The 523-nt window shown below is 42.8% G+C and carries 1 protein-coding gene; it reads right to left on the minus strand.

Going from position 1 to position 523, the window contains the following annotated elements; all coding sequences use genetic code 11:
• Positions 1-336 (minus strand): ACP phosphodiesterase (locus R7Q48_RS30910; RefSeq protein ID WP_318134230.1); only part of this gene is annotated, 336 nt, incomplete at its 3' end.
• Positions 337-523: the final 187 nt, after the last annotated feature.

Consider the following 523-nt stretch of genomic DNA (forward strand, 5'->3'; position numbering starts at 1 on the left):
AACATCTTGGTCTACTTTTTGAAATGCAAACTCGACAAAGTCGTCTAACGACTCTTGATGAAAATCATTCCAATGCTTGGCTAAACAATGGTCCCAAAACATGTCTAGCGCAATTGGCGCGAAGCGTCTCGCTACGCCTTTAAAACGTGGCTTACATTCTTCGACAATAGGGTGATGATCGGTAATTCGGTCAACGAAGCGGTGGAGTTTGATGCCATTAGTAATGTCAGAATCGTATAGCTTGCTTGGATCTCCTTTTACGAAGTCTCCAAGCAAGTTTCCCATAAAATGGCTATTACAGTGATCTGCAATATGCAGGTGGGCTAAAAAGTTCATTTACCGTCTTTCGCCCTTCTTGGCTCGGTGTTTCATGAACTTAGTATAACGTCTAAAAGAACGTGAAGAGAGTACTAAACGGTACTATTCGTTTTCGTTGTCAGAGCCAACGTATTCCGACAAGATAATGCCAATTTCAAGCGCATCTAGCAGCTCTAGGCTTTCGTCGTTTTGGTATTGGTCGCTC

This window comes from Vibrio sp. 378, assembly GCF_033339435.1.